General features: G+C 64.1%; 21 protein-coding genes and 1 tRNA gene. 12 read left to right on the plus strand and 10 right to left on the minus strand.

Annotation, left to right across the window (positions count from 1 at the left end):
* Positions 1–102: 102 nt before the first annotated feature.
* A complete protein-coding gene (gene cysE, locus UNPF46_RS27840; RefSeq protein WP_100180099.1) occupies positions 103–927 on the minus strand; it encodes a serine O-acetyltransferase in 825 nt (274 codons plus the stop codon).
* Between the two features lie 290 nt (positions 928–1217).
* Here cysE and UNPF46_RS27845 point away from each other — a divergent pair, with 290 nt between their 5' ends.
* Both UNPF46_RS27845 and UNPF46_RS27850 read left to right on the plus strand, forming a co-directional pair.
* Entirely contained in the window at positions 1218–2576 is a 1359-nt protein-coding gene (locus UNPF46_RS27845) for a hypothetical protein (protein ID WP_181770146.1), read from the plus strand.
* 766 nt (positions 2577–3342) lie between these two features.
* Positions 3343–3918: a hypothetical protein gene (locus UNPF46_RS27850; RefSeq protein ID WP_100180098.1), complete on the plus strand. Its 576-nt coding sequence runs from the start codon at positions 3343–3345 to the stop codon at positions 3916–3918.
* A 163-nt stretch (positions 3919–4081) separates the two neighbouring features.
* Here UNPF46_RS27850 and UNPF46_RS27855 read toward each other — a convergent pair whose 3' ends face one another.
* Positions 4082–4495, minus strand: coding sequence for a hypothetical protein (locus tag UNPF46_RS27855; RefSeq protein WP_100180097.1), 414 nt, complete (start codon positions 4493–4495; stop codon positions 4082–4084).
* A 107-nt stretch (positions 4496–4602) separates the two neighbouring features.
* Between UNPF46_RS27855 and UNPF46_RS27860 the strand changes: the two genes are divergently transcribed.
* On the plus strand, positions 4603–5538 hold the full coding sequence (locus UNPF46_RS27860) for a LysR family transcriptional regulator (RefSeq protein ID WP_142252127.1): 936 nt from the start codon (positions 4603–4605) through the stop codon (positions 5536–5538).
* A 60-nt stretch (positions 5539–5598) separates the two neighbouring features.
* On the opposite strand, the gene UNPF46_RS27865 is transcribed toward UNPF46_RS27860, so the two are convergent.
* Entirely contained in the window at positions 5599–6354 is a 756-nt protein-coding gene (locus UNPF46_RS27865; RefSeq protein ID WP_142252128.1) for an alpha/beta fold hydrolase, read from the minus strand.
* Positions 6355–6491: 137 nt separating this feature from the next.
* Positions 6492–7628 (minus strand): hypothetical protein, encoded by a 1137-nt coding sequence (locus UNPF46_RS27870; RefSeq protein ID WP_142252129.1) that lies wholly within the window; start codon positions 7626–7628, stop codon positions 6492–6494.
* A gap of 309 nt (positions 7629–7937) precedes the next feature.
* Between UNPF46_RS27870 and UNPF46_RS27875 the strand changes: the two genes are divergently transcribed.
* Positions 7938–8183, plus strand: coding sequence for a zinc-finger domain-containing protein (locus UNPF46_RS27875; RefSeq protein ID WP_007602543.1), 246 nt, complete (start codon positions 7938–7940; stop codon positions 8181–8183).
* Between the two features lie 19 nt (positions 8184–8202).
* On the plus strand, positions 8203–9405 hold the full coding sequence (locus tag UNPF46_RS27880) for an FAD-dependent monooxygenase (protein ID WP_142252130.1): 1203 nt from the start codon (positions 8203–8205) through the stop codon (positions 9403–9405).
* Between the two features lie 25 nt (positions 9406–9430).
* On the opposite strand, the gene UNPF46_RS27885 is transcribed toward UNPF46_RS27880, so the two are convergent.
* A complete protein-coding gene (locus UNPF46_RS27885) occupies positions 9431–9850 on the minus strand; it encodes a twin-arginine translocation pathway signal (protein WP_100180094.1) in 420 nt (139 codons plus the stop codon).
* A 172-nt stretch (positions 9851–10022) separates the two neighbouring features.
* Between UNPF46_RS27885 and UNPF46_RS27890 the strand changes: the two genes are divergently transcribed.
* The 4 genes from UNPF46_RS27890 to UNPF46_RS27905 all read left to right on the plus strand — a co-directional run bounded on the left by UNPF46_RS27890 (position 10023) and on the right by UNPF46_RS27905 (position 15515).
* A tRNA-Leu gene (locus UNPF46_RS27890) sits at positions 10023–10111 on the plus strand.
* 100 nt (positions 10112–10211) lie between these two features.
* Positions 10212–11180 carry an AAA family ATPase gene (locus tag UNPF46_RS27895; RefSeq protein ID WP_430649786.1) on the plus strand — a complete coding sequence of 323 codons (969 nt, stop codon included), beginning with the start codon at positions 10212–10214 and terminating at the stop codon, positions 11178–11180.
* Positions 11181–11204: 24 nt separating this feature from the next.
* On the plus strand, positions 11205–13682 hold the full coding sequence (locus tag UNPF46_RS27900; protein ID WP_100180092.1) for a S8 family peptidase: 2478 nt from the start codon (positions 11205–11207) through the stop codon (positions 13680–13682).
* Between the two features lie 294 nt (positions 13683–13976).
* Positions 13977–15515 carry a hypothetical protein gene (locus UNPF46_RS27905; protein ID WP_349628182.1) on the plus strand — a complete coding sequence of 513 codons (1539 nt, stop codon included), beginning with the start codon at positions 13977–13979 and terminating at the stop codon, positions 15513–15515.
* Positions 15516–15522: 7 nt separating this feature from the next.
* Here UNPF46_RS27905 and UNPF46_RS27910 read toward each other — a convergent pair whose 3' ends face one another.
* The 3 genes from UNPF46_RS27910 to UNPF46_RS27920 form a co-directional block, all read right to left on the minus strand.
* Positions 15523–16851, minus strand: a complete 1329-nt coding sequence (locus UNPF46_RS27910; RefSeq protein WP_142252132.1) for a hypothetical protein — start codon at positions 16849–16851, stop codon at positions 15523–15525.
* Positions 16848–18167 carry a hypothetical protein gene (locus UNPF46_RS27915; RefSeq protein ID WP_246668749.1) on the minus strand — a complete coding sequence of 440 codons (1320 nt, stop codon included), beginning with the start codon at positions 18165–18167 and terminating at the stop codon, positions 16848–16850. The genes UNPF46_RS27910 and UNPF46_RS27915 overlap by 4 nt, the downstream gene beginning before the upstream one ends.
* A gap of 168 nt (positions 18168–18335) precedes the next feature.
* A complete protein-coding gene (locus UNPF46_RS27920) occupies positions 18336–19115 on the minus strand; it encodes a crotonase/enoyl-CoA hydratase family protein (RefSeq protein WP_142252134.1) in 780 nt (259 codons plus the stop codon).
* Positions 19116–19206: 91 nt separating this feature from the next.
* Between UNPF46_RS27920 and UNPF46_RS27925 the strand changes: the two genes are divergently transcribed.
* The 3 genes from UNPF46_RS27925 to UNPF46_RS37725 all read left to right on the plus strand — a co-directional run bounded on the left by UNPF46_RS27925 (position 19207) and on the right by UNPF46_RS37725 (position 21372).
* Positions 19207–19788, plus strand: coding sequence for a TetR/AcrR family transcriptional regulator (locus UNPF46_RS27925; protein WP_142252135.1), 582 nt, complete (start codon positions 19207–19209; stop codon positions 19786–19788).
* 137 nt (positions 19789–19925) lie between these two features.
* Positions 19926–21176, plus strand: coding sequence for a multidrug effflux MFS transporter (locus UNPF46_RS27930; protein WP_100180086.1), 1251 nt, complete (start codon positions 19926–19928; stop codon positions 21174–21176).
* Positions 21177–21231: 55 nt separating this feature from the next.
* Positions 21232–21372, plus strand: coding sequence for a hypothetical protein (locus UNPF46_RS37725; protein ID WP_174719191.1), 141 nt, complete (start codon positions 21232–21234; stop codon positions 21370–21372).
* Between the two features lie 9 nt (positions 21373–21381).
* On the opposite strand, the gene UNPF46_RS27935 is transcribed toward UNPF46_RS37725, so the two are convergent.
* Both UNPF46_RS27935 and UNPF46_RS27940 read right to left on the minus strand, forming a co-directional pair.
* The gene (locus UNPF46_RS27935) at positions 21382–22974 is read right to left on the minus strand and encodes a glycosyltransferase family 39 protein (RefSeq protein WP_142252136.1); all 1593 of its coding nucleotides are present in this window, start codon (positions 22972–22974) and stop codon (positions 21382–21384) included.
* 228 nt (positions 22975–23202) lie between these two features.
* A partial coding sequence (locus UNPF46_RS27940) for an ABC transporter substrate-binding protein (protein ID WP_246668750.1) occupies positions 23203–24174 on the minus strand: 972 nt, incomplete at its 5' end.

The following is a 24174-nucleotide window of genomic DNA, read 5'->3' on the forward strand; positions in this document are numbered from 1 at the left end:
GGTCGGCGGGTTTTAGGACGAGACGCGACGAACCGCCAGCATGAATTGCCAAAGAATTCGGGGGATGAAAAGGGCCGGAAAACCCGGCCCTTGCACGCGAGCTCAGAGCCCCATCGCGTTGATCATCTGATCCATGGTGCGCGACGGCTCGGCGCAGCCGGCCTCGCCGACGATCTTGGCCGGCACGCCCGCGACCGTGACATTGTGCGGCACGGGCTTGACCACGACCGAGCCGGCGGCGATGCGCGCACAATGGCCGATCTCGATGTTGCCGAGGATCTTTGCGCCCGCGCCGATCAAGACGCCGTGTCGGATCTTCGGATGACGATCCTCGTTCTCCTTGCCGGTGCCGCCGAGCGTGACGCCGTGCAGGATCGAGACGTCGTCCTCAATCACCGCCGTCTCGCCGCAGACGAAGCCGGTGGCGTGGTCGAGGAAGATGCCGCGGCCGATGCGTGCGGCGGGATTGATGTCGGTCTGGAACACCGCGGAGGCGCGGCTCTGCAGATAATACGAGAAATCCTTGCGGCCCCTCAGCCAGAGCCAGTGCGCGAGGCGATGGGTCTGGATGGCGTGAAAGCCCTTGAAGTAGAGCAAGGGGTCGATGAAGCGCGAGGTGGCGGGATCGCGGTCGTAGACGGCCACGAGATCGGCGCGGAAGGCGTTGCCGATGTCAGGATCGTCGCGCAGCGCGTCCATATAGGCCTGGCGCACGAGGTCGCCCGACAGCGCGGAATGATCGAGCCGCTCGGCGACGCGGTGGACGACCGAATCTTCCAGGCGGCTGTGATGCAGCACCGACGAATAGATGAAGGTCGCAAGCTCCGGCTCGCGACGGACGATGTCCTCCGCTTCGCCCCGGATCCGATCCCAGATCGGATCGAGCGATGCGAGCTTTCCTCCCGGATTGACTTGATGCATTGCCATAGATTTGCTCTTTGGGATTTGCCCTTGCGAATGGGGCTCGTTTGACCGGCCTTATAGCATAGTCTAGGCGACAAAGCCCTATCGGGCTTGCCTGAGAGTGAACAGCACCTTGCGTCGCGAAAGCACGTCAAGATGTTGAAACACCACGGTTTCTTCTGACGCCCCCAAGCGGCGAGGTTGGCTCAAAGTGGTCAGAGTTTTGCCAAATTCAAGCGGGGCGGCTCCAAACTATTGGTGAATTCCGTCTCAACGGTTATTGCGAACAGGGTCCGAGGGACGACGGAGCGGATTTGAGCATCACCACCACCGATCATTGGCGCACGCGCGCCGCGAGCCCGCTCTGGCTGCTGGCAGCGATGGCCATGCCGATGCTGATGATCGCGCCGGCGTTCTGGAACGGCTATCCGCTGTTGCAGTGGGACACGGGCGGCTACCTGGCGCGCTGGTACGAGGGCTATCTCGTCCCCAGCCGCTCCACCGTGTTCGGCCTCTATCTGCATCTTGGCGAGAGCTCCGGCTTCTGGATCAACCTCGCCATCCAGTCACTGGCGACGTTGTGGCTGTTGCAGCTGACGCTGCGCGTGCTCGGATTGATGCAGACTTTCCGCTTCGTTGCCATTTGCCTGTCGCTGATCCTGTCGACCGCCCTGCCCTGGCTCGCGAGCATGCTGCTCACCGACATCTTTGCCGGGCTTTCGATTCTATCGCTGTTCCTGCTGATTGTGGGCGCAAGCCGCACCTCGACGCTGGAGAAGATCGCACTGTTCGTCTTCACCGCCTTCGCCGCGGCAACCCACAGCGCCACGCTCGGCGTGCTGCTCGGCCTCTGCGTCGCGGGCTGGATGGCACGGCCGTTTCTGAAGCAGCGCCTTCCGCTCGCCGGATTGGCGCAGGCCAGCCTCACCATCGTCGCGGGCAGCCTGATGCTGCTCTCGGCGAATTATGCGCTGTCCGGCAAGCTGGCCTGGACGCCCGGGGGCTACGGCGTCGCCTTCGGCCGCATGATGCAGGACGGCATCGTCGCGCGTTACCTCAGCGATCATTGCCCGCGCGAGAGATTCAAGCTCTGCCCCTATCGCAACGAATTGCCGGCGACCGCCGACGAATTCCTGTGGGGCAACAGCATGTTCAACACGCTCGGCCGCTTCGATGGGCTCAACGACGAGATGGGTACCATCGTCGTGGAGTCGCTGAAGGATTATCCGGCCTGGCAGGCCGGCGCGGCGTTGCGGGCGATGGGCCAGCAATTGCTGCATGTGGCGACCGGCGAAGGCACCAATGGCTGGATCCCGCACACCTACGGCATCATCGAGCGCTACGTGCCTTCGCAGGTCGCGCCGATGCGCGCCGCGCGGCAGCAGCACTGGGACGTCAATTTCGACGACGTCAACTGGCTGCATGTCCCCGTCGCGCTGGCCTCGATGCTGGCGCTGGTCGCGCTGCTCGGCCATGCGCTCGCGAACCGCCGGCTGGACGATTTGACGCTGCTGGCAGCGACCGTGACGCTGGCCCTGCTCGGCAACGCCTTCATCTGCGGCGTGATCTCGGGCCCGCACGACCGCTACGGCGCGCGGATGGTGTGGGTCGCGACGTTCGTGGTGCTGATGGCGGTGGCAAGGCGGTTTGGGGAGGACGGCAAGGCCGGGTGAAAGTGGGATGAAGAGGCATCGCTTGGCTTGGCCCGAGAAGCGATCACATTCACCAAAAAGGAACGCTCAGAACTCGGCGTTCAACAGCCTATCAACCTCGCGAAGAATTCGAGTCCTATGACAGCCCTTGGCGGACTCGAGCCGCCCGCTCACACGTCCGCTCGTGATCCGATCCGGACATTACAAAATGCGTGCCCTTAAACGGAGTGGACTGCCGTCGCTGGTTCTCTAAACTGGCACTATGCAGCCAAATAGATCCTTTGCTTCAGTTCAGGAGGAGCTGATATTCAACTTCTCCGCCCGAATACTCGGACCTCATGCGCTGTTTCAACCGGAGAAAACGAGCGCCTCCGAAGAGCCGGCAGATTTAATCTGGTATGCGGATCGGTGCGTCATTCTCATGTACATGAGGCGATCCGTACACGGGTACGACAAGAAGGTAAGGCACAACCTGAGACAGCTTCGACGTTGGCTGGGAAAATGGAGCGCCGGGCGACAGGTTGTCGGCTCTTCTCACGGCGCATCGGGGCAAAGCCGATTTCAAATAGCTTTTTCGGATATCGACCACATAGTGGGCCTTTCCGTCATCGGCGGCGGGGAGACGTGGTGCGAATTTCACAGTGATGAAGTGCAACGCAACAGCCGGCGGAAGCTTGCCGCATGTGCAACTGTGACGGAGAGAGCACTCCTTGAGCTGGCAAGATCAGGTGGCGGCCCCCGAGAGATTGTTTATTGGTTATCGCATTTGCATCAATTTGGGGGTCGCATGAGCGACGGCCGCCTCGTCGGCGCGATGCACCTTCAACAAAGCCAGGAGATGGCCTTGGTGCGATTTGCGTTGAGCAACGTGGATCCGCTCATGCGGCTACCTTCGCGAGTGTCGGAGCATGACGTGCTTCCGTTTCTCAAGAGTATGGAGACCTACGTTCAGGCGTCATTTAGCGCCATCCGAGGTCATGATATGGACAGAGAAGAAGTCGGCCGCATTTCAGTCGACCTCACATTCGCTGACCTCTACTGGTTCGGTTTGGTAAGCCAAGTGCTTGCGAGCAAGGTGCCCCCACCGGGAGAATATGGACCGCTTATTCTTGCTTCAATGCGGAAGTCTGGGATGTACCAGCTCCGTTATGCTGTCGCGGCAAACTCTAAAGTTCTTGCTCAACGTATGGAAGAGATGACAAAAGTCTTCGGTAACTCAGCTGGTCTATCACTCATTCACTCGTTGGACGTGGGGAGATCAAGCCCATGGGGGATGATGTTGTTGCATCCCCGAGTAGGGAAGAGCCACCTTCGTGCCGAGATTGTCGATCTTGCGCATTCAGTCCTCGCTGCGAAGACCTGAAGGGAGTGGATGAGCCCGTAGGATGGGTAGAGCGGCAGCGAAACCCATCACTCCGTTCGTCGCTGACGAAGCATGATGGGTTTCGCAAGGGCTCAACCCATCCTACGCGTCCTGAAGCTAAAGCTCAGTCAAGGCGAAGGCGGCGGCCATCGCCTCAACGCGTTCACATCGTCTTGGCGAGCGCGAACAGCCGGAAATCCTCGAGCGCCGCGTGTCGATGCGGGGCGACTTCGCGCTGGTAAGTCTCGGTCTCGACGATCGAGCGGAAGGTGGCGAAATCGCCGTATTCATTGATCGCCGCTTCGTCCCAGCGCTCAACTGGCGAGCCGACGAGGCTCGCAAGCACCGGGACGGAAAACATCCGCACCAGCGGCTTCCCGGCCGCGAGACGCCGGAATGCCGGCCTGTAGCGTTCATTAAAGGCTTCGCGGCCCGAGCAGGGCGCGGCGTCGAATCCGTCCTCGTAATGCGCCTGGGCGCGATAGCGCAGCAGATTGAGCATGTAGATCGGCTGTCCCGGTGGGATAGCTCGCTCGGCGGCATCGAGGGCTTGCTGGGTGATTTCGATGAGGTTCATAGGACTTCCCGCGTTTCCAGCGCCGCAGCATGCGCGCTGATGCTCCCGATTTAGCCGTCAGGGAATGCCTCTTGTAGTGACCACGCAGCCATGACTATGTGGACTATATGTCCACAATCGCTTTACCTCCCGACCTCTCGCGCCTCCTCGCCTTCGTCCGCGTCGTCGAGGCGGGCTCCTTCGCCGAAGCGGCGCGGCGGGCGGGGACGACCACCTCGGCGATGTCCAAGGCGGTCGCCCGCTTCGAAAAGGCGCACGGGTTGCGGCTCTTGCATCGCTCCACCCATTCGTTGGCGCTGACCGAAGAGGGCGACAGGCTGATGGCGGCTGGACGCGCGCTGGTCGAAAGTCTCGCCCGTGTCCAATCCGCGCTCGGCGACGTCGCGCGCGACGATGGCGGACGGGTGCGCGTGACCGCCCCCGCCTCGTTCGCGCGCGCCTGCATCCTGCCGCGACTGCCGGCGTTCCTGCGGGAACGGCCGGAAATCGAGATCGAGGTCAAATTCCGCAACGAGATTCTCGATCTCGCGGCGGAAGGCGTCGACATCGCGATCCGCTCAGGGCCCCTCGACCGCGCGCCCGGCCATCAGGCGCGGCGGCTTTGCACGTTCTCCTGGATCGCTTGCGCCTCGCCTGCCTATTTGAAGGCGCGCGGCGCGCCAACGACTCCTGACGAGCTTTCCGCGCACGACCATGTCGGCTTCCGCAATCCCGCGACCGGTCAGATCCTCACCTGGCGCTTCGCCGACCCGCGCGGCAAAGCACCCGTTCGCGTCACGCCCAAGCCCAAGCACATTTGCGACGACGCGCACGCTTCGCTCGCCTTGATCGCGAATGGGTTTGGGATCGGCTGGGGACCGGCGTGGCTCGTCAACGAAGACCTTCGCGCCGGCCGGCTGGTCGAAGTGCTGGCGCCCTGGCGCGCGTCGGGAGAACCCCTGTGGATGCTGCGCCCCTCCGGCCGCCGCCCGCCCCTGCGCACACAGCGCGTCATGTCGTTCCTCGCCACGCTTCCCGCCGCGTTCAGCGACAAGGCGGTGTGAAGCAGCGGGCGACAGCGAAATCAGATGAGTAGGCGACGAGCCTCTTGGCTCTTTGCCGCCTCAGCCGCGGCGCGACAGGAAGTCCAGCACGCCTGATTTGTAGACCTTGTCGCCGACCGCGCGCATGTGGTCGCGGTTCGGGATGTCGAGCACTTCGGAGCCGGGAATGATTTCGCCGAGCGCGCTGGCGCTTCCGGCGACATCGTCGGTCGAGCCGACCGCGATCAGCACGGGCACGTCGATGCGTGCGGCTTCTTCCCTGGTCATGAGGTCGCGCGTGCCGCGCAGGCAGGCGGCGAGCGCAACACGGTCCGAACGGGTCTGATCGGCGAACGCACGAAAGGTGCGGCCGACGGGATCGGTGACGTCGTCCAGCGACGGCGCCTCCAGCGCTTCGGCGACGTTCTCGCCGGGGCCGGTGCCCTCGATCAGGCCGCCGATGCCGATGCCGCCGAGGATCGCCGAGCGCAGGCGCTGCGGCTCGTTGAGAGAGAGCCAGGCCGTCATCCGCCCACCCATCGAATAGCCCATGATGTCGGCCTGCGGGATGGCGAGATGATCCATCAGCGCGAGCACGTCGCCGGCCATGACGGGAATCGAATATTGCGCGGGATCGTAGAGCTTTGCGCTTTCGCCATGGCCGCGATTGTCGAGCGCGATGACGCGGCGGCCGTTCTTGCGCAGCTCCGAGACCCAGGTCGGATAGACCCAGTTCACGTTCTTGCTGGAGGCAAAGCCGTGCACCAGGATGATCGGCTCGCCCTCGCCTTCGTCGAGATAGGCAATTTCAACGGCGCCGTTGTGAAAGCTCGGCATCATCAGTTCCGTGAGGTCTTGTGGGGGATGGGTCGATCTTAGAGCACGATCCGGAAAACAGTGCAGCGGTTTTCCGGCAACATCATGCTCAAACAATAGCCCAAAGCGACGACGATGTGACCCGGTCCGCCCGCGGGTCAGGCGGGGACGGCCGCATCCGCCAGCGCGGCCTCGGCTGCGATCCGCGCCCGGCGGAGCCGCCGCGCTCTCTTGCGATCGCACCAGGCCTGGGTCAAGCGTTCGGTGGTCGCCTTGATCGAGGACAATAGGCCGAACAGCGTCAGCGCCGCGCCGAACAGCGCCATCGCCAGGTCGAACATGCCTCCGACGAGCAGCAGCGCGCCGCGTCCGAGCAGCTTCATGATCGCGCGCGTCTTGCTTCCTTGCGCTTCCGCAAGCCGCGCCGCGCGTGCAACGTCCTTCGGACCTTCGGCGATGCGCAAGCTATCCATCGCCCCGCGCGTGCCGGTCTTCTCGGCGACGCGCGTCACGTCCTTGCCGAGCCGGACCAGCGCACCGGCCTTCTCGGCGCGGAACGCGGCCTTGATCGCGCCCACCGTCTCGCCCGGGCGGAACACCGAACCCTTGGCGACCGCATTCTGGAGCATCGGCGTGTCGACGACTTCGCGCGCGGAGCGGCCGGCCCATACGGCGAGCCCTTCGCCGAGCCGCCCGACTTTCCGCGCATCCTTCACCAGCGTCAGTCCGGCGCGCACGGGCGCCGCCCCACCGACGGAGACGTAGGTCGCCGCGGTCACGGCAAGGCCCGCGGCTGCAAGGCCGAGCACGAGGCGGTCGGTGTCCTCGCCCATGGCCAGATGCTTGCCCTCGCGCACCACGTCGCGGATGTCGCCGATCACGAAGAGATCGCCGGCCACCGTGCCCGAGAGGCTCGCGACATCGTCCGCATTGCCGGTGACGAGGCCGGTGGCGAACCGCTTGGCGAAGTGTGAGGTGGACGCTTCGGCCTTGACCGCGTCGCCGACGCGGGCAAGGAGGTCGTCGGGCAGCGCGATGTTGCGGTCACGCGCCAGCGCGACAAAGCTGTCGGCGAGATCGGCATCGCCGGCGGCGAGCGCGGCCTCGATGTTGTCCTGAACCAGGCGGTCATTCTGCCGCAGCAATGAATCGAGCTTGAGCTCGGAGAGCGCCGCCGGATCATCCCGGGCGGCGAGGATCGCGCCGGCCTCGCGAGCATGCGGCGCCACCTGCGCGAGCAGGAAGCTGCACGCCGCAATACCGGTCAACGCTGTGCTGATTCGCAGCCACTTCATGTGGAAAACCCGGGCAGTCCCTCGGACCGTTTGCGCCTGATGATTCGTCTTTCGTCGCAAATTCGCTTCTCCGAGAGACATAGTATGCCAAAATTGCGACACAACGTCCCCGACGAAAGAAGGGCTTCTCTCAGGCCTCAAGATTGTGTCGAATTTGCATGAGCAAATGAGCATGGGGCAATTGCGGACCTTTCGGTTCCGCTGGACTAGCAATCATCTGCACCCGCCAGTATGGTCCGCGGCGCCTCAAAGATGCCGCGTCAGTTCGTGATTGTGTCTGCCGCCATTGCCACTCCAGGATGAGTTACGATGTCCGACCATGTCGTCCCGCACTTCCATAACGATGCCGGTGTCCCCGTCATCGAGATCGGCTCGCAAGAGTTCATGTGCGTGGGCGCCAACCCTCCGTTCGACCATCCGCACGTCTTCCTCGACCTCGGCAACGACAACGAGATCATCTGCCCCTATTGCTCGACGCTGTACCGCTTCGCGGCCGACCTGAAGGCGGGCGAAGCCCGTCCGCCGGAATGCGTCCTGAAGGACAAGGTGGCCTGACCGCCTCCACCGGTCAGGGGTGGCGCTCTCCCGAACGATTGTCATCGCCGGTGCCGGCATCGGTGGACTGACGGCTGCGCTGGCGCTCGCAGCCCGGGGCTTCCGCATCGTCGTGCTGGAAAAGGCCGAGCGCCTCGAGGAAGTCGGCGCCGGACTGCAACTCTCCCCCAATGCCAGCCGCGTGCTGGTCGAGCTTGGCCTCACCGAGCGCCTCAAGCTGCGCGCCGTCGTCCCGGAGGCGGTCTCGATCATGAGCGCGCGGGCCGGTGGCGAGCTCCTGCGCATGCCGCTCGGTGAAGCAGCCTCGCTGCGGGCCGGCGCGCCCTATTGGGTGGTGCATCGCGCCGACCTGCAATCGGCGCTGGCCGACGCCGTTGCCGAGCATCCCGACGTCGACCTGAAACTGGGCGCGACCTTCGAGGACGTCGCGCCTCATGCCAAGGGCCTGACGGTCGTCCATCGCAGCGGCACGATCCGCCGCAGCGATCTCGCCAGCGCGCTGATCGGCGCCGACGGAATCTGGTCGACGGTGCGCCAGCATCTGTTTCCCGAGGTGCAGCCGCGCTTCTCCGGCCTGATCGCCTGGCGCGGCACGCTGGACGCCACGCAGCTGCCGAAGGACTATACCGCGCGCCGGGTTCAGCTCTGGATGGGACCGAATGCCCATCTCGTCGCCTATCCGATCGCGGGCGGACGGCAGATCAACGTGGTCGCGGTGTTGCCGGGCACCTGGAACAGGCCAGGCTGGAGCACGCCGGGCGACCCGCTGGAAGTGATGGACGCCTTCGCCGCACCGCGCTGGCCGGCCTCGGCCCGCATGATGCTCGCCACGGTCGACAGCTGGCGGAAATGGGCGCTGTTCGGCGTGCCCGACGGCTGTCCCTGGAGCAAGGGGCCGGTGGCGCTGCTCGGCGATGCCGTGCACGCGATGCTGCCCTTCGCAGCGCAAGGAGCGGGCATGGCGATCGAGGATGCCGCCGTGCTCGCCCGGCATTTGAGCCTTGACGCCGCCGAGAGCAGCGCGGGCATCTCGGCCGCGCTGACGCAATATGGCCGCGCGCGCCAGGCGCGGGTGCGGCGGGTGCAGCGGACCGCGCGGCAGCAGGGCCGCATCTATCACCTGAGCGGACCGTTTGCGGTCGCGCGCGACCTTGCGATCCGCGCGCTCGGCCCGGACCGCATGCTGGCACGGCAGAACTGGATCTACGGCTGGCGGCCCTGAGACCAAGCGCCGCCGGCGCCGCGCTTCAGCGGGCCGCTCTGCCGGATTTCGATGCGGGCTTGGCTGCGGCGGGTGACGGCGCAGGCGGCGTCGCCTCGGGCGGCGTTTCCCGGCACCTGTTGCGGCGCCAGGCGTCCTCGGCCAATTGCGACGACCCACGCGCGGCGACATAATCGTTGCGATAGGCGAGCTCGGACACCACGGCGCCACCGGCTCCGGTCTCGGCCTTCTCCATCAGCGCCCGCAACTCATCGGTGCGCTTGGCGAGCGTCTTGCGCTCGGCCTCCAGCTGCTTGCAGTCGTACAATTCGTATTTGGCGGGATCGGCAAAAGCCGGCGCGATCGTCTCGCTCATGCCGGCGCAGCCGGACAGCGCGGCGCCGGCCACAAGCAGCGCGAGGAGCGCACCAAAGCCGCGCAGGGAAGAGGAGAACGAAGCAGACATGCCGGATGAATAGTCCCGTTGGATTGAGAATGCCTAAAGCAACTCCTGGTGTCCGGATTGAGGCTTTGCCTTGTGCGCCCGGCTCGCTTAAGGAAGAACGTCCCCGGCAGACGCAAAGCACCAATTCCAGACGCCCGGGGATGGACTTAAGTGTTTGATCTCGTTGGATCAAGCGGGCATGGCGGAATTGGTAGACGCAAGGGACTTAAAATCCCTCGGTGCGCAAGCGCTGTGCCGGTTCGACCCCGGCTGCCCGCACCATCTAACTTTAAAGTTGATGAAAGAGATCTCCTCTATCATGCAGTTAATTCTATACTAGAGTGACGCCGAGGCTTATCAAACCATGCCAAGCGCGGACCAAGTGAAGGCTCTGATCTCCTCCCTGACGGAGGGCGACGAAGCGCATTTCTATTCTGTTGCGATGCAAATCGCAGCGCATGAAGCACGTCTCGGACACGGCAAGCTCGCCGAGGAAATCCGTGCACTCATCGACAAGGCCAAGTCCCGAGTCACGACGCCGTCGAAGCAGCCAATCCCGTTGGCTCGTCCTCGCGGCGAGGCAGCAGAGCTTCTCTCGGCCTCTTATCCGAGCGCCCACCTGAAGGACCTTGTGCTCGGTACACGTACCAAGAAAAAGCTTGAACGGGTCATCCGCGAACAACGCGCCGTCTCTCTTATTCGGAGCAGCGGCCTCTCGCCCCGGCGCAAGTTGCTGCTGATCGGGCCGCCCGGCACCGGTAAAACCCTCACCGCTTCCGCACTTGCCGGCGAACTTGGCTTGCCGCTCTTTGTCGTCCGCCTGGATAGCTTGATCACGAAGTTCATGGGCGAGACGGCCGCCAAGCTACGGTTGATTTTTGAAACGCTCAATCAAACCCGCGGCGTCTACCTGTTCGATGAATTCGACAGCATCGGCTCAACCCGCGGCCTCGCCAACGACGTTGGCGAGATACGCCGCGTCCTGAACAGCTTTCTGCAGATGGTCGAACAAGACCATTCGGATAGTCTTGTGGTCGCGGCAACCAATCACGTTCGCATTCTCGATCGCGCCCTCTTTCGACGTTTCGACGACGTGATCGAATACGATCTTCCCGACCGTACGCGCATCATTGAGACCTTGAAGGTCAAATTGGGAGGCTTCGCTCCGGCCAAGCTCCAATGGCCGAAAATTGCAACGGCGGCCCAAGGCCTCAATTTCGCGGACATCACCCGCGCTTGCGAAGATGCGATCAAAGACGCGATCATTCACGATCGAACGTCCGTGACGCATGCAGAACTCATTCATTCCATTTCAGACCGAAAGATCGCCGTTACGCACAAAAGCAAATGATACCCTCGTGCCGATAGGGGCGGCATGGCTTTACGTCCTCATCTCTTCGTTCCAACCACAGACGAGACCACTCGTTTCACGAGCCCCAGTACCGGGCCGCGCGAACGCTTCAACGTGCCCGCGCGCGATCGGGCCGCGCATGCCCAAACGTTGGTCGAGCAACTTGAGGCCGTCGCACCTCAAGCGATAGCGCGCGCCAAAGAGCAACGCGCGCTGGGGCTCGATGCCGGCCTTGGTATCTATCTACGTTTTGATAGCGAGCCGAATTTCCCGCTCAAATTTGAGAGCCTTGATGTCACGCGAAGCGGCATTCAGCTCTGCAACGTCCGGACCTTGCCCGACAACACGATGCAGGCCACAGTGTTTGTGCCCGAGAACAAGCTCGAACTCTTTCTTCGCAAAATTGAAGCCTATCGCGACGAGAACACGACTCCGCGGGCCGAAGGCGGCATCGCCCGTCCCAAGAACCAGGATCTCGTCGAGAGCATCAGCCATATTCAGCTTGCGGCGCTCGAAGCCTTGTGGACCGAAGAGACCTTGCCGTTTCCCGATCAAGAGGCGCCGGTCACTTGGGAGGTTTGGTTGCGCCGCGAGCCGCGGGTCGATCACCTCGCACGCCTGCGCGGGTACGCTGAACACTTCAATCTCGCGGTCGGCGACCAGGTGCTTACTTTCGTCGATCGCATCGTGGTTCTTGTCCGCGGCACTGCCCACGACCTCGCACGATCCGTCGACATCCTCGGTATGATCGCGGAAATCCGTCTGCCCAAGGTGACGGCGGAATTCTTTACCGCAATGACTTCGATCGACCAGCAAGCATGGATCGATGATCTTTCGGCGCGCCTGGTGCCGCCGGGAGCAAACACATCCTATGTTTGCTTGCTCGATACAGGCGTTAACCGGGGTCACCCACTCCTTACTCCGCTCGTCGCACAGACAGACCTCCACACATATAAGCCGGCTTGGAATGTGGACGACCGTTACGGCCACGGTACCGAGATGGCGGGCCTCGCCTCGTTTGGCGACCTCACGGACGTGCTCGCCGCGCAAGGACAGGTCAATTGCACTCACCGCATCGAATCCGTCAAACTTATCAATCCCGATGACCCTCACGATTCCACACTCTATGGAGCCGTGACTGCCGAAAGCATCTCCCGCGTGGAAGTTACGGCGGCGCGCAACCGCGTCTTCTGCATGTCCATTACCTCAACCGATGGACGCGACCGCGGGCGGCCCTCTGCCTGGTCCGCAAGGGTCGATGAACTTGCCGCCGGCCTCGACGGCGGTCCGAAGCGTCTCTTCGTCATCTCGGCCGGCAATACCGTGGCCGATCAGCGCCGCCATTACCCGGCCTCGAACTTTACCGACAGCATCCACGATCCGGCGCAATCGTGGAACGCGCTTACTATCGGCGGATACACCGACAAGGTTGCCATCGACGGCACCAAGTGGCCCCAATGGCAACCGCTTGCTCCGCGCGGCGATCTCGCAGCTTCGAGCTGCACATCAGCGACGTGGTCACGATGGCCGTTCAAACCCGATATTGTCATGGAAGCTGGCAACCTCGCTTCCAATCCGACCATCGTCGATCCCGCCGATCTCGACGATCTTCAACTACTAACCACGGCGCATAATTTCGCGACGCGGCTGGGTCTTATCACCTTCGGCGACACCAGCGCCGCCGCCGCGCTCGCAAGCCGCTACGCCGCTATGCTGTGGAGCAAGTATCCCTCCATGCGCCCCGAAACTGTCAGGGCGCTCATGGTCCACTTCGCCGAATGGACCCCGGCGATGCGGGCGCGCTTCGTCAATGACGACGGCCGGCCAGACTACAAGACGTTGCTGCGCTGCTGTGGCTACGGCGTCCCCAACCTCCCGCGCCTGCTCTCCAGCGTCGACAACCGTCTGACGCTGATTGCCGAAAGCGAGCTCGAACCGTTCTTCAAGGATGGCAGCGACATTAAGACGCGCGAAATGCGCCCGCACGCGCTTCCCTGGCCGATCGATGTGCTAAGCGACCTCGGTAACACCGAGGTCGTCATGCGCGTGACGCTTTCTTACTTCATCGAACCCAGCCCCGGCGGCCGCGGCTGGACACCCCGCTACGGCTATCAATCGCATGGCCTGCGCTTCGCGGTTCGCAACCCGCTCGAAAGCACCGCCGATTTTGAGCGCCGCATCAATAAATTCGCGCGGGACGATGAGTATAAGGCCCCGGGCCTCAGCGATCCCGGCTGGCGGTTTGGCCGCCTCAGCGGCCTTACGTCCGTTGGCTCCCTTCATTCGGATGTCTGGCACGGCACCGCCGCTGCCCTTGCGGCACGCAGACATCTCGCGGTTTACCCGACCATGGGCTGGTGGAACAAGCGTCCCCACCTCGAAGCTTGGGATAGGACGGCGCACTATTCGCTTGTCGTCACAATTGAGACACCGGGCATCGAGACCGATATCTACACGCCGGTCGCCACTCAAATCGGTGTGCCGGTGGAGATTGAAATCTAACTGCGGTCGACCGGCCAGGTTAGTTTGCTGAACTGCCACTCAAGAATCGACATTCGGGAACCTGGGCACCGCCCCGCTCTCGGCAGCCGAAACCTCACGCGGACACGACCGAGGTATTCAGGAGCAGGCCGGCGGTCCATGATCCACTTTACGCAATCATCTGTTTACCGACACGCCCCTTCCGAACCCGGAATCCTAGCGCCGCAGCCTGCCTTTACTTCACTTTAGATCGTCTTCCCCTAGAGCAAATAAGTCTGCGCGCCCATTGTCGTGGACATCGGGGAAACTCGGGACTTGAGGCGGCTGGCTGCGATGGTGAGAGCTCCGATGGACGCGCGCGAGGATTGGTCCCGGTCCGGGATTGGCGACGCACCCGCAGCGTCCGGCGGTGACCTCGACGGGGTCGCGGTCTACGTCTTCCTGATCGCGTTCCTCACCGTGTTCTACCTGTCGAACGGACCGCTTCTGCTCGCCCATTACGATCTCGGCTGGCACCTCGCCGCCGGCGATTTGATCCGGCAGCGGGGCGACGTGCCATTCCAGGATCCGTGGGCGTTCACCCTCGGCGACAGGCAATGGTACAATCTGTCCTGGCTCTGGGACGTGATGGCGAGCGTGCTGTATCAGCACACGGGCCTTGCCGGGATCGTGCTCATGGTCGTCGCCTGCGGCGCGGTCATCGCCGGTTATCTGACCTTCTGCGGCCTGAGCAGCGGTGCATCGGCTCCGGCGGTTTGCATCGCGGTGTTCGCCGCATGCCTGCTCTATCCCTGCTACGAAGCCTCCCCCAACATGTATCTGGCGGCTTCGCCGAACGTCGCGACCATGCTGTTCGCGGTCGTGTTCTACGGCGAATGCCTGCGGCGGCGGAATTGGTTCCTGTTGCCGCCGATGATGGTCGCCTGGGTCAATCTGCATGGCGGCTTCATGCTCGCCTTTCCGATCCTCGGCGTGTTCGCCGGCATCGCACTGCTGCGGCGGGACTGGGCCAGCTTTCGCAACTACTGCCTGGCGGGCGTCGGATGCGTCATCGCGATCTTCGTCAATCCGCTGGGATGGCACGTCTATGACGGCGTGAGGGCGACGCTCGGTCATTTCATCCAGGCCGATATCGGCGAGTGGCGCTCCTACTTCTTCAACATGGAACTGCCGGGAAGCTTGCCCGGCATCGTCTATGCGCTGACATTCGTTGCGCTGGAGCTGCGATACCGAAACTCAACGCGCGTTCCGCTCGAGGCGCGCGTGCTCGCGTGGCTGTTCCTGTGTCTCGGTCTCTATCAGTTCAGATACACCGCGTTCTTCTTCATCTTCTCCAGCGTCCCGATGGCGCTTCACATCGACCGGCTGCTGCCGAAGCGTCTTGCGAGCGTCGAGGTCCGGCGCGCGATGCTGGCGGCAGGCGTCGTCGGCGTCCTGCTGCTGCCATTTGCATTCATGCAGGTGCGCCCGGCTCTGGCCCTGCCCGACATGCTGTCGGAGGACGATGCCCGCCATCTCGAGGCGCACGCCTCGCACGCGCATCTGTTGAACCACTGGAACGTCGGCGGGCTCCTGATCTTCAGGACGCGCGGATCGGTGCCCGTCTTCGTCGACGGCCGGGCGGCGACTGCCTATCCGGACCAATTGCTGCGCGACTATCACAAGCTGGTTCGCTGGGACATCGAGCCGGCCAGCTGGGACGAGGTGATCGACAAGTACAAGATCGACGCGGTGCTCTGGGTCAGGGCCCATGATCCGCTGCGGCAGTTTCTGGTCGGCGAGAGAGGCTGGAAAGAAGAGTACACCGGTGCGTATGTCAGCCTCTACACAAGGCAAGACACCTCTTCCCGATAAGATGAGATCAGGTCTGCCCAGGCTTGACCGATGATGCCGCATCGCTCGAAGGTTCGCGCGGCAGCAGCAGCCAGAAGCAGATCAGCGCAAAGGTGAGCTGGCCGAAGCCGCTCACGAAGATGCCCGCGACCGACGCCAGGGTCGGGATGGCGACCGCGATTCCGAGCACGGCCGCCATCAGGACGGCCGGCAGATCGACGACGAGGACGGCGGCATAGAGCGCCACCTCGAAGAAGGCATATTCCTTCAGCCTGGGCGCGCAGAGATAAAGCGCATACATCGCGAGCACGGTGATGCGCATCGCATGTCCGGGATGGCTGGCCAGCCAGTCGTCGAGCACCCGAAGCGGCGAAGCCTTGCGCGCCGGGCGCCACGCCCCGATCATGCGCCACACCGAGATCGCCAGCGGCGCGAGCACCAGCGCGAGCGCGAACAGGCCGTAAATCATCGCGACGACCGGCTTGCTGTCGGCAAGCCCGACGCTGTCGGCAAGCGTCAGCGCGAGGAAGAGCAGCGACGGATTGACCTCGTTGCCCGGCGAATGCTGTCCGGGGATCTGGCCGAAGATCGCGCTCAACCAGCTCTTGAACAGGTCGGGGTAGACCGCCAGCGAGGCCAGGATCGGGAGGGCGAACATGCCGGAAGCGACAGCGATCAGCACAAGCTTGCGAGCTCTCGGCTGCGGCAGGAAATAGAGCGCGGCAAGAACCGGGAAGAAAACCAGCTTGAACGAGGTGACGAGCCCGAGCAGCGCCGCGCCTGCGAGCTGCGGTGCCAGACTCGCGCCGGCGCCGTGCACGGGCCGCGCGGGGCGCAGCAGCAAGGCGAGCGATGCGGCCGTCAGCAGGCCGCTCAGGGCTGCGAAATTGCCGGTGGCGACGATCCATTCGAAGCCGAGGAAGCCGCCAAACGCGCACAGCACCCGCACCGCGACGTCCCTCGCGCCCGGCCGGGACTTGCCGAGGCCGGGCAGCAGCAGCGCAGAGATCAGCGTGAGCAGGAGAAAGATCGGCTTGTGGTGCGCAACGAGAAAGCCGCCGGCGCAAATCGGGCGGAAGGCATCGAGCGTCACCGGAAGATAGGGATAAGAGAGCTTGGTGTCCTTCAGGTTCCTGACGAAATAGGGATCGAGCCCCTGGACATGCGCATCGACGGCCGCGCAGTTCACCCGCGCATCCCAGCCGAACGTCCCGTCCATGCCCATGTCGATGGCGACGAGCGTTGCGACCAGCACGGCCAATGCCAGGATGAAGCGGGTCATCCAATTGCTCGCCGGCACCTCAGTGGCAAAGGCCATTGGTTTTCCGCCTTCCGCGGACGCGATGATATCAGTCATGGGCTCGCGCCCTCCATCTCGAGGCGTTTTGGCTCCGCGCGAAAATCCAGCAGCAGGATCCAGAAGCAGATCAGCGCGGCGATGAGGAGGACAAAAGTGCCCTCGAGCGTCGTCCGTGTCAGCGAGATCAGCGCGGGAGCGATCAGCCCGATGCCGAGAAAGGCGGCGAGCGGGCGGGCCGGCAGGTCGACGACGAGAATGGCGGCATAGAGCGCGAGCTCGAAGAAGGCGTATTCCTTCAGCCTGGGCGAGCAGAGATAGAGCGCAAACATGGCCAGCACCGCGATCCGCATGGCCGCGCGAGGATGATCCATCAGCCAGCGGTCCAGCTGCGACCAACGCGATCCCGCTTCCCTCGCCGGCCGGCTCGCAGCCACGCGCAGGACGGACAAGGCGAACGGGACGAGCACGAGCGCGAACGCGGCGAGCGCATAGGTCGCGAGCACGGCCGGTCTGCTCTCGATGCCGGCATGATGCATCAGATTCTGCGCGAGCAGCAGCAGCGACGGATTGATCTCCACGAGATCGACGGCGTGCTGGCCCGGAATTCGTCCCCCGATCGCAAGCAGCCAGCTCGCGAACAGATCGGGATAGAACAGCCGCGATATCACGATCGGCAAGACGAAGCTGAATGCCGCCACCGCGATCAGCAGCAGCTTGCGGCCGCGTGGCAGCGGCAGAAGATAGAGCGCAGCCGGCACCAGGAAGAACACCAGCTTGAACGACATCACGAGGCCGAGCAGCGCGGCGCCGGCGAGGCGCAAGGCAAGGCCCGGCTCTTCCGGCACGCCGGCGGTCGGCGCTCGAAGCAGGAGCATCAACGCGATCGCGGTCAGCACACCGCTCAGGATCGCGAAATTGCCCGAGACGTGCACCCATTCGAAACCGACGAAGGCACCGAGCACGCACAGCACCCTCAGCGCAACGTCGCGCGCACGCGGGCGCGTTCGGCCGAGCCCGGGCAGGAGCAGCCCGCAGAGCACGGCGAGGACGAAATAGAGGCCCATGTAATGATCGACGAGAAGGCCACCCGCGCAAAGCGGGCGGAACACGTCGAGCGTCACCGGCAAATAGGGATAGGAGAAACTGGTGCCCTTCAGGTTCTTGACGAAGTAGGGATCGAGCCCCGCTTGGTGCGCATCGACCGCCGCGCAATTGACGAGAAGATCCCAGCCATATCTCAGGTCGAGCAAGGCATAGTCGGCGAGATTGCCGAGCACGAACAGTGCAGTCAGCGCGATCAGGCAGGACAGCCAGATCCCTCGCCTCGCAGCCGGGGCGGCCGAGGGTCCCAACCATCGTGCTGCATCGGTCACGTCGGACACCGCGAAAATACCTGTCTTCCTGGGTTCCCTGGGCGCACTGCGCGGCGCGGGTCAGGCCACCATGGACAGGATGGGTTGCGGATTCATCTCCCCGACGCGCCGTGCCCGCTCTTATGGTGAATCCCTGGTTGCCGGCTTCGCGAAAGTTCCGGCAGCCCCCTACCGCGACGCGCGGGCGGCCAGCCAGGCATCGAGCGCCTCGCTTGTGTCCGCCGTCGCGGCCATGCGCGCGAACTGCTCGCTCTCGATGGCAAGGCCCTCCGCGATCGAGACGTTGAGGCCCCGCGTGGCGGCCGTGATCACGCGGGCGACCGCCAGCTGCGAATGCCGCGAGATCCGATCCGCCAGGGCGAAGGCGGCGTCGAGAAGCTGCGCGTGCGGCACGATGCGGTTGACCAATCCCATCTCCAGGGCTCGCTGTGGTGAAAAGGAATCTCCGGTCAGGAGGTGCTCAAGCGCCCGCTTCCGGCCCGCGAGCCGCGGCAGCCGCTGGGTGCCGCCGAAAGTCGGCGTGATGCCGATCGCGATCTCGGGCTTGGCGAAGGTCGCGCGCTCGCTGGCGACGGCGAGATGCACGGCCTCCGTGATCTCGCAGCCGCCACCGAAGGCGATGCCGTTGACCGCGGCGATGATCGGCTTCGGAAAGGCCTCCATGCGCGCCGTCATCGCCTGCCCGCGTCGCACGAAGTCCTTCACGGCAATATCGGGTCCGCGCCTCACGCTCTCGGAGAATTCGGCGATGTCGGCGCCCGCCGAGAAGGCGCGATCGCCCGCCCCGGTCAGGACCACCGCGCGGACATTCGCATCGTCCTCGATGCGGTCGAGGATCGCCATCAGGCGGTCGATGAGAGCGTAGCTCAGCGCGTTGAGCTTGGTGGGGCGGTTGAACGTCAATAGCGCGGTGGCGCCCCGTGTTTCCCACAGGATCAGATCGGACAAGTCTTAGGCTCCTTCCAGGTCGAACATTCGAAGGGAAGTCAGCCACACCGGCTTCATTGTGTATACTCACTAGGCGGTATACATTGGAGCAATGTCGGAGAGAGGTGACACCACGCGCGAGCAGATCGTCATTGCGGCGACGCGCCTGTTCTATGGCGAGGGCATCCGGGCGGTCAGCATGGACGCGGTCGCCGAGAAGGCCGGCGTCACCAAGAAGACGCTCTATTATCACTTCACCAGCAAGGACGAGCTCGTCGCAGAGACCATCGCAGCGCGCGACCAGCCGACGCTGGAGCTCTATATGCGATGGTTCGCCGAGACCGACGGCACCGTGGCCGAGAAGATCCATGGTCTCTTCGTCAAGCTCGGACGCTCCGTGAACACGCCGCGCTGGCGCGGCTGCGGCTTCCTGCGGACGATCGCCGAGCTCGCCAACACGCCGGCACATCCGGCCGTCAAGGCCGGCGCGGCGCACAAGAAACGCTTCGAGGCATGGCTCGAAACGGAGCTTCGCGATCGCGGCATTGCCGGGGCGGAGGCGCTGGCCCGTCAGCTCGTGATCCTGCTCGACGGCGCCACCACCGTGATGCTGATCCATCGGGATCTCGACTATGTCGACACCGCCGGACGATTGGCGCGCGGCCTGGTCGAGACGGCCCGCAAGCGCGGCTGATTGGGGAGATGGGCCCGCCCCCCGGTCCGCCACTTCACCAATTCTTGTCCGCCCGCCTGCCAGCCATCCCGAAACATGGGTTGTGCAATGCAGCATGGACGATGGATAAAGCCGCTCGATTTCAGAAGGTGAGCTGCTTGTCCGACGTCAATGCCGATTCCTGGGTGTCCTCCGGGCACCGTCCCATGGGTTTTCCAGAATTCGTCATCGTGATCGCGTCCATCATGGCGCTGAATCCGCTTGCGATGGACATGATGCTGCCGGCGCTGCCCAATATCGGGGCGGCCTTCAAGATTCCCGTCGCCAACCATCTTCAGCTGGTGCTGTCGACCTTCCTGATCGGCTTCGGCGCCGGCCAGTTCGTCATGGGCCCGCTGTCGGACCGCTTCGGCCGCCGGCCCGTGCTACTCGGCGGCATGGCGGTTTATGCGGTGGCGAGCGTGCTGGCGGTCGCGGCGCCCTCGTTCGAGACGCTGCTGCTGGCGCGCGCACTGCAAGGGCTCGGCACCTCGGCGACGCGCGTGATCGCGACCTCGATCGTGCGCGACTGCTATGTCGGCCGCCGCATGGCGAGCGTGATGTCGCTCGCCATGATGGTGTTCATCGCGGTGCCCGTGATCGCCCCCTCGTTCGGACAGGCCGTGCTGCTGGTGACGGCCTGGCGCGGCATCTTCGTGGTGCTCATGCTGTACGGCCTGCTCGCGCTTGCATGGTGCGTGCTGCGGCTGCCTGAAACCCTCCCTCCGTCCGGGCGCCGGTCGCTGGCGCCCGCCGACGTGCTCGCGGCGTTCCGACAGACCGTGACCAATCGCCAGACCATCGGCTATGCCACCGCCGCCGGCAGCGTCATTGGCGCGCTGTTCGCCTATGTCTTCTGCGCCCAGCAGGTCTTCACCGGCATCTATCATCTCGGCCATTATTTCCCGCTCGCCTTCGCCGCGATCGCGGCCGGCACGGCGGTGGCCGGCTTCCTCAATGCGAGGCTGGTCGGGACGCTCGGCATGCGCGTGATCTCGCATGGTGCGCTGACGCTCTACACGATCGTCGCCGCCGTGATGCTGCTGACGGAAATTCTCGGCGTGCTGCCGCTTGCCCTGTTCATGGTGCTCTCGGCGCTGATGATGTTCTCGTTCGGCATGATGGTTGCCAACTTCACTGCGCTCGCGATGGAGCCACAGGGCCGCATCGCCGGCACGGCTTCCTCGCTCTACGGCTCGATCACGACGTTGATCGGGATCGTGGTCGGCATGGCCATCGGACAGAGCTTCGACGGCACGCTGTTGCCGTTCTCGGTCGGCTTCTTCCTGTCGACGATCGCCGCGCTCGCGATCGTGCTGGTGGTGGAGAAAGGACGGCTGTTCAAGCCGCATCATCGTCCCATCGATTGAGGAACTTCCCGGCAGCCGCGATGTTGTCGTGCAGCAATTTTGAAGGGCCGCTGCGATGGAACTGGAACACCGCGAAGATCACGCCGACGTCGAGCCGCAGACGGCGGAACGTTCCGAGCCGGGCCTCGGACAGGCTGCGCTGACCACGCCTTTCGCGAGCGAGGGGCTGGAGCAGGTACGCGACAGCCACTGCTGAGCACGACGTCTACTCGGTCCCCCGCCGGTTGGCGCTGAATTCATCCGCAGTGCTGGCCGGCACCTTGCTGTCCTGCGGCGGCACCATCAGCACGACCACCTCCCGGGAAAGACCCGGGCGGCCCCACAGCGACGCCTGCACGGTAAACTCGCGCCTGACGACATGTCCGACGCGGAGCGACACCCAATCCATCCATTGGATGCAAATTTCCTGGTCACGGAAACAGAGTGCGGCAAGGCCGCGCTCGAGCGCGGCCTTGCGCGGCAAGCCTAACGTATCTTCGAACTCGAAGGGCCCCGCATTGTTCGGATGGTCCGGGCTGTAGAACGCGGTGGCGTAAGCCAGCGAACCATCACCACCCACCGCAATCAGCGGCTCGCCGGTCAGCTCCCGCCATTGGCGCGTCACTTCGCGGGCCGCCTGCGCGTAGAGATTCCGCCCTTCCTCGTAACCATGATCGTTGCGATGGACGGCATGAATCGGGGCTGCGACCAGGACAGCGGCCAGCGCGACGCCGGCCACGATCACCGTGACGTTGACGGTGTAGAAGCGCTCGATCGGATAGCGCGCGCCACAGATCACTGGAATGACGAACAGGAACAGCCCCTGCAACGCCCACAGGGACGGCAGGTCCGTGCCCATCGCGAGCGACGTCAGCACCGGCAGCACGATCGTGCCGATCGCAACGTAGAACAGCAGCCGCAGGCCCGGGCTCATGGCCGCGAAGTCGGCCGGCAGCTGCTTCAGCCGCGTGCCGGCGATCAGCACCCACAGCACGGCCGACACGCCCATGGCCGCCACCAGACCCAACACAAAAGTTCTGGCCTCAATGAGCGAGCTCGCAGCAATGCCATTGGCGTGAGCCAACGCATAGGTGAAGGACGAGGCGCCGGTCGTCGCCAGCCAATGGATGTGCGGTGACAGCGCGGCGAGCCCGACAACGATCGATATCCAGGGCGAGGCGGAGGTGAAATAGGCGCGCCGCGCCGGATGCGCCAGCGCGGCAAAGGCGAAGCTCGCGACGAGGAAAATCGAGTAATATTTGCCGACCATCGCCAGCGCCGTCGTGCATCCCACCGCAATCGCCCATAGCGAACCGCGGGTCTCGAACGCGCGCAGGAAGCACCAGGTCGCCAGCGGCCAGATCGCGAGCTGCACGGCATTGGCGTTGAAGCGCTGGGCGTGGAATTGATAGGCGGGCGTCAGCATCAGGAGCAGCAGCACCAGGACGCGCTTGTGACCGGTGACGAACTGCCGCGCGATCAGATCGACGAAGAACAGTGCGAGCCCCGCATTGGCCATCGCCATCAATTGCAGCGACCAGTCGCTGGTCGGAAAGACCGAGGTCCACGCTGCCGCGACCCACCCCATCAGCGGTGGGTGCTTGGCATAGCCCCAGGCAAAATCCCGCCCCAGCGCCCAGGCCTCGAGCGTATCAGGGTGCAGGCCGCCGCCGGCATAGGCGCTCACAAGATAAAGCGTCCAGACCGCGACGAAGCAGGCGATGAGAAGCGGCACGGCCCACCCCGCCTCGACGCAGTCGAGCCAACGGAGGAAAGGCCGGCGCCATCGTGCCGGTGCGCGATCGGACCGTTCGGCCATCGCCTGAAGTGCAAAATCGATCGGCACGGGGATAAAGGGGACAAGGAAAGTGATGCGTGAAGACGGCACATCTATTTCAGGATTGAAACAAATAGCAATGATTGGAAACTGGAAAGGTTAAAGGCTCCACGGCTTCTCGTCCGATGCCGGACCGGCAAAGGACAGCGGCGCCGCTGTGAGAGCGGCGCCGCATGGCGAACGTAGCGAAAGGCGGGAGGTGTGCCTCCCCTACTCCGATTTGTCGATGTTCCAGAATACCGGCGTTGCGGGGCCGTCCAGCACGCCGGTCAGCGACTTGCGCCAGGCGGTCGGCACCTGATACTGGCCGAGTGGCATGTAGAGCACCTGATCGTAGGCCTCCTTCTGGATCTCGGTCGCGATCTTCTTTCGCTCCTCGAGCGAGGCGGCGCGAACGAAGGCGTCCTTGAGCTGCTCGATCTTGGCATCCTCCGGCCAGCCGAACCAGCCGCCCTTCTTGCCCTGCCCGCCGACGGCGACGTTGGTGATCGGATTGTCCGCGTCGGCGCTGACCCAGTTGGTGACGAACATGTTCCAGCCGCCCTCCTTCGGGGGCTTCTGGCTGGCGCGCCGGCTCACCACGGTCTGCCAGTCAGTCGCCTGCAGGTCGACCTTGAAGCCGGCTTCGCGCAGTTGCTGCGCGACGACGATGGGTTGCGCCTTCAGCGTCAGCACGTCGCCCGGCGCCATCAGCACGACAGGTGTTCCGTCGTAACCGGACTCGGCCAGCGCCTTCCGGGCCGCGGCCATGTCGCCGCCCTTCGCCAGCGTCTCACCGCCGACCTCCGTCGCGAACGGCGTGTCGCAGATGAAAGCCGCCGCGCAGGTCTTGTAATATTTGGGATCGCCGATCAGCGCATCGAGCACGTCCTTCTGCTTGACTGCCAGAAACGCCGCGCGGCGAACCTTGACGTTGTCGAAAGGCGGATGAAGGAAGTTCATCCGTGCGCCGGTCTGGAATCCGAACTTGTTCAGGATCTCGAGCTTGAGTCCCTTATCGGCCTCGATGGCGGGCACCATCTCGATGGCGGGATTTTCCATAAAATCGATGTCGCCGGACTGCAGCGCGTTCAGCGCGGTCTGCGCGTCCGGCATCGTGATCCATTCGACGCGGTCGACCTTCACCACCTTGCCGCCGGAGGTCCAGCTCGCCGGCTCCTTGCGCGGCACGTAATCGGTGTT

This window comes from Bradyrhizobium sp. UNPF46 (genome assembly GCF_006658625.1).
GTDB lineage: Bacteria > Pseudomonadota > Alphaproteobacteria > Rhizobiales > Xanthobacteraceae > Bradyrhizobium > Bradyrhizobium nitroreducens.

Excerpts from the sequence above, each read along its gene's own strand:
- UNPF46_RS27900 (WP_100180092.1), top strand. The coding sequence starts at position 11,205 with ATGGCTTTACGTCCTCATCTCTTCGTTCCAACCACAGACGAGACCACT.
- UNPF46_RS27910 (WP_142252132.1), bottom strand. The coding sequence starts at position 16,851 with ATGACTGATATCATCGCGTCCGCGGAAGGCGGAAAACCAATGGCCTTT.
- UNPF46_RS27860 (WP_142252127.1), top strand. The coding sequence starts at position 4,603 with ATGTCCACAATCGCTTTACCTCCCGACCTCTCGCGCCTCCTCGCCTTC.
- cysE (WP_100180099.1), bottom strand. The coding sequence starts at position 927 with ATGGCAATGCATCAAGTCAATCCGGGAGGAAAGCTCGCATCGCTCGAT.
- UNPF46_RS27875 (WP_007602543.1), top strand. The coding sequence starts at position 7,938 with ATGTCCGACCATGTCGTCCCGCACTTCCATAACGATGCCGGTGTCCCC.
- UNPF46_RS27935 (WP_142252136.1), bottom strand. The coding sequence starts at position 22,974 with ATGGCCGAACGGTCCGATCGCGCACCGGCACGATGGCGCCGGCCTTTC.
- UNPF46_RS27850 (WP_100180098.1), top strand. The coding sequence starts at position 3,343 with ATGAGCGACGGCCGCCTCGTCGGCGCGATGCACCTTCAACAAAGCCAG.
- UNPF46_RS27885 (WP_100180094.1), bottom strand. The coding sequence starts at position 9,850 with ATGTCTGCTTCGTTCTCCTCTTCCCTGCGCGGCTTTGGTGCGCTCCTC.
- UNPF46_RS27870 (WP_142252129.1), bottom strand. The coding sequence starts at position 7,628 with ATGAAGTGGCTGCGAATCAGCACAGCGTTGACCGGTATTGCGGCGTGC.
- UNPF46_RS37725 (WP_174719191.1), top strand. The coding sequence starts at position 21,232 with ATGGAACTGGAACACCGCGAAGATCACGCCGACGTCGAGCCGCAGACG.
- UNPF46_RS27925 (WP_142252135.1), top strand. The coding sequence starts at position 19,207 with ATGTCGGAGAGAGGTGACACCACGCGCGAGCAGATCGTCATTGCGGCG.
- UNPF46_RS27865 (WP_142252128.1), bottom strand. The coding sequence starts at position 6,354 with ATGCCGAGCTTTCACAACGGCGCCGTTGAAATTGCCTATCTCGACGAA.
- UNPF46_RS27855 (WP_100180097.1), bottom strand. The coding sequence starts at position 4,495 with ATGAACCTCATCGAAATCACCCAGCAAGCCCTCGATGCCGCCGAGCGA.